Origin of the sequence: Micromonospora sp. NPDC000121 (assembly GCF_042899165.1) — a bacterium.
GTDB lineage: Bacteria > Actinomycetota > Actinomycetes > Mycobacteriales > Micromonosporaceae > Micromonospora.
Genome location: NZ_JBIAZP010000028.1, coordinates 1 through 4,499 on the forward strand (window position 1 = coordinate 1; position 4,499 = coordinate 4,499).

General features: G+C 71.1%; 2 protein-coding genes. Both read right to left on the minus strand.

Annotation, left to right across the window (positions count from 1 at the left end; all coding sequences use genetic code 11):
* On the minus strand, positions 1-187 hold a 187-nt coding region (locus tag ACFY23_RS31710; RefSeq protein ID WP_387039132.1), incomplete at its 3' end, for a polyketide synthase docking domain-containing protein.
* Positions 188-192: 5 nt separating this feature from the next.
* Positions 193-4,488 (minus strand): SDR family NAD(P)-dependent oxidoreductase, encoded by a 4,296-nt coding sequence (locus tag ACFY23_RS31715; RefSeq protein WP_387039135.1) that lies wholly within the window; start codon positions 4,486-4,488, stop codon positions 193-195.
* Positions 4,489-4,499: the final 11 nt, after the last annotated feature.

A 4,499-nucleotide genomic window follows, 5' to 3' on the forward strand; every position in this document is an offset into this window, starting at 1 on the left:
CATCACGGCCCTCGACAACCACCCGCCACAAATCCTCAGGCGAATCCACCCCACCCGGAAAACGACACGCCATACCCACGATCGCCAACGGCTCGATGGCTTCCAGTTCCTGGACGCGGCGGCGGGCCTTGCGCAGGTCGGCGGTGACGAGCTTGAGGTACTCGCGAAGCTTGTCCTCGTTGTTCATCGCGTTCACCTTCCTGAGCCGTCGGTGAATGGGTCGTGCGTGATGCCGAGTTCGTGCTGGAGGAACTCGTAGAGCTCGTCGTCGGAGGCCTTCACCAGGTCGGCGTCGAGGTCGTCGGGGTCGCGGTCGGTGCCCCCGTCGAGCCGCGACAGCAGCGTCCGCAGACGATGCGTCACACGGTGCTCGATCAGGTCGGCGGCGTCGGCGTCGTCGAGGACTTCGGCGAGCCGGTCGAGGCTCTCCACGACCGGATGTGCGCTGTCGGCGGGCCTGTCGCCGTTACCGCCGAGGCGGATGTCGAGGTGATCAGCGAGCGCTGCCGGGGTGGGATGATCGAAGACGACGGTGGCGGACAGGGTCTTCCCCACCGCGGCGGCGAGCCGGTTGCGCAGGTCGACGGCGGTCAGCGAGTCGAAGCCGACCTCCTTGAACGGCCGGTCCGGGTCGACCGTCTCGGGGCCGCCGTGGCCGAGGACGCCGGCGACGTGGGTACGCACCAGGTCACGCAACCGGCGCCGGCGCTGGGCCGGCCTGAGCGTGGCCAGCTCCTGCTCGGCAGCGCCGGCATCCGTGGGCGCGATGACACGGCGCCGGCTTGTGCTGGTTCTCCGGGTGAGTCGCCGGAGCATGGGCGGTGCCGGGTCGGCCACCCGGCCGAGGTTCAGGGTCGCCGCGACGACGACGGGTTCGGCGCCGGTGATGGCAGCGTCGAAGAGGGTGAGCGCTTCGCCGGTCGGCATGGCTTCGACCGCGGACCGGCTGAGGCGGCTGCGGTCGCGGTCCTGCATGCCACGGGTCATTCCGGTCTGGGCCTCCCACAGCCCCCACGCGATCGACGTGGCCGGCAGACCCATGCCCGTGCGCAACACGGCGAGCCCGTCCAGGCCGGCGTTGGCCGCCGCGTAACTGGCCTGACCGGCGTTGCCGAGCACTCCGGCGACGGAGGAGAAGACGACGAACATCGCCAGATCCCGGTCCAGGGTGAGTTCGTGCAGCAGCAGGGCGCCGCCCAGCTTGCCGTTGAGGACGTTCGCCACCCGATCGGGCGACAGCCCTTCCAGCACGCCGTCGTCCAGCACCCCGGCGGCGTGGACGACCCCCACGAGCCTGTCGACGCCGTCGAGAACGCCCTGCAACTGCGCCCGATCGCTCACGTCGCAGGCCACCACCCGCACCGTCGCGCCAAGGGTCTCCAGCCGGTCCACGAGCGCGGCCACGCCGTCGGCGTTCGGACCGGATCGGCTCAACAGCAGAAGCCGTGTCACCGCGTGCCGGCACACGAGGTGTTCGGCCACCAGGGCGCCGACACCGCTGGTGCCGCCCGTGACCAGCACCCACCCGTCATCGAGAGTGGGCGCCTCCGCCGCCAGCGGGCGCGCGGGCTGGAGACGAGGCACCAGAACGCCCTCGGCACGTAGCACCGCCTGCTCTTCCCCCGTGGACAGCAGAGCGTCGAGATCAGGTTCGACGTCCGTGGGTACGTCGCGCAGCAGGAACCGGCCCGGGTGCTCCGACTGCGCCGAACGCACCAGGCCCCAGACCGCCGCGCCGAGGACGCCGGCCGGGTCGACCCGGCCCTCCGCGGGTGCGACGAGGGCGTCGCGGGTGAGGACGAGCAGCCGCTCGCCGGCCTGCTCGGTCGAGCCGAGGAACCGTTGCAACTCGGCAAGGGTGTCGGCCACGGCGTTCCCGGCCGGCGGGGAGTACACGACCACGGGCGGGGTCGACCCTGTGGTGTCTGTTGCCGGGGCACTCTCCGGCGGTACCCACGAGACGGTTGTCAGGGACGCGGCCGTGGGGACTGCGGGCAGCGCGCGGAGGCGGAGTTCGTGGATGTCGGCGATGGGACGGCCGTCGTCGTCGGAGAGTCTGATCCGGGCGCTGTCCGGGCCGGTCGGGGTCACGGTGACGCGCGCGCGGCGAGCGCCGGTGGCATGAACCCGGATGCCGGTCCAGGCGAACGGCAGTCGCAGTTCGTCGGCTGTCAGCAGCGGGTGCAGCGCGGCGTCCAGCAGCGCCGGGTGGATGGCCACGCCGGTGACCGGTTCCTCGGCGGGAAGGGCGACCTCGGCGTGGAGCGTGTCGCCGCGCCGCCACAGCTCCCGCATGCCCTGGAACGCCGGCCCGTACTGATAGCCGGCGGCCGCCACGTCGGTGTAGAACGTGTCGATGGTTGCGGGCTGGGCACCCTCGGGTGGCCAGGGGCCCACAACGATGTCCGCAGGCTCGTCGGTCGTGTCGAGACGGCCTTCGGCGTGCAGGGTCCAGTTGTCGATGCCGTGGCGCCGAGCGTAGATGCGGGCGGTGTGCGCGGAGCCGTCAACCGGCACACAGACGATGTGGATGTCGTGGGCGATGTGCCCCTGGACGGTGAGGGGTGTGTGGATGATGACGTCGGCAATGCGATTGTGGCCGAGGTGGTCGCCGGTGTGGACGAGCCATTCGATGAAAGCGGTGCCGGGAAGGATGGTGGTGTCCCTGACCGCGTGGTCGGCCAGCCAGGGGAGAGTGCGCGGATCGAGGCGCCCCGTGAGGATGGTGGGTTCGTCCGCGGTGGTGTGGGTGCTGGCGGCAAGCACGGGATGGTCAGGGGTACGCTGGCCGGCCGAGGTGGTGGGGGTCAGCCAGAAGCGCTGGTGCTGAAAGGCGTACGTGGGCAGGTCGGTGCGGATGGCGCCGGGGCCGTGGACGGTGGCCCAGTCGACCCGGACACCGGCGGTCCAGACTTGGCCGAGGGCGGTCAGCAGGTGGTTCCGCTGCGGGCGGTCGCGGCGCTGGGAGGAGATCACCACGCCGTCGGGGGCGCATTCGGACATGGCCAGTTCCAGCACGGGGTGAGCGCTGACCTCGACGAAGACGCGGGCGCCGCGGCTGGTGAGGGTCTGCATGGCGGTGTCGAACCGCACCGTCTGGCGGAGGTTGCGCAGCCAGTAGTCGGCGCCCATGTCGGCGGTGTCGACGACGTCGCCGGTCACCGTCGAGATGACCGGAATCTGCGAGGAACGCGGTGTCAGGTCATCGAGTTGCTTCATCAGCCGGTCGGCGAGCGCATCGACAGCCGCGGAGTGGGAGGCGTAGTCGACGGGGACCATCCGGGCTCGCACCCCGCGCTCGGCCAATTGCGCGGCGAGCGCCTCCAGAGCGGCCACGGGTCCGGCAACCACGGTCGACGCAGCGCTGTTGACGACCGCGATCTCAACGCCCTCGGGCAGCTGCGGTTCGATCTCGGTGCGGCCGAGCCCCACCGACAGCATCCCACCGGTGCCGGCCAACTCACGCACCAGCCGGGACCGGATCACCACCACCCGGGCGCCGTCTGCGAGTGACAGGCCGCCGGCCACGCATGCCGCCGCGACCTCGCCCTGGGAGTGACCGACCGCCCCGATCACCGGGACGCCCCAGGACAGCCAGACTGCGCCCAGGGACACCATCACCGCCCAGAGCACCGGCTGTACCACATCCACCCGGGACAGCCACATCTCGTCCTCGCCCTGGAGGATGTCGGTGACAGACCAGTCGACGTGGTCGGACAGGGCCAGGTCACACTCGGCCAGACGGTCGGCGAACACCGCCGAGCTGGTAAGCAGTTCTCGGGCCATGCCCGCCCACTGCCAGCCCTGACCTGGGAACACCAGCACCACGCCGGTCGCCCCGGAGGACACCGGCGTGAGCGCCGTGGCGGCACGCAACGACGCCACCACCGACTCGTGGTCGTCGCCGACGACGACCGCGCGGTGATCCAGGGCCGCCCGGGACAACGCCAAGGTCCGGGCCACCTCCGGCAACGGCACGTCCTGGCCCTCGTGCTCCAGCCAGTCCGCGAGCCGGCCGGCCTGCTCCCGCAACGCCGCCGCGCCACGCGCCGACACCACCACAGGCGTCGCAACAGACCCGTCGACCGGGGACTCCACGGGCAGCTCCGGCGCCAGCGGCGGGGCTTCGACGATGACGTGGGCGTTGGTGCCGCTGATACCGAACGAGGAAACACCCGCTCGCCACGGCCGGCCGTCACGAACCAGCTCCACCGGCTCGGACAACAACCGCACACCGCCGTCCCAATCCACCAACGGCGACGGCTCATCGGCGTGCAGCGTCCTCGGCAACACCCCCGCCTGCAACGCCAACACCATCTTCATCACACCAGCCACACCAGCGGCGGCCTGGGTATGACCCACGTTCGACTTCAGCGACCCAAGCCACACAGGACCCCGACCATTACGGGCCGCACCATAGGTGGCCACCAGCGCCTGCGCCTCGATCGGATCACCCAACCGAGTACCAGTACCGTGCGCCTCCACCACATCAACATCAG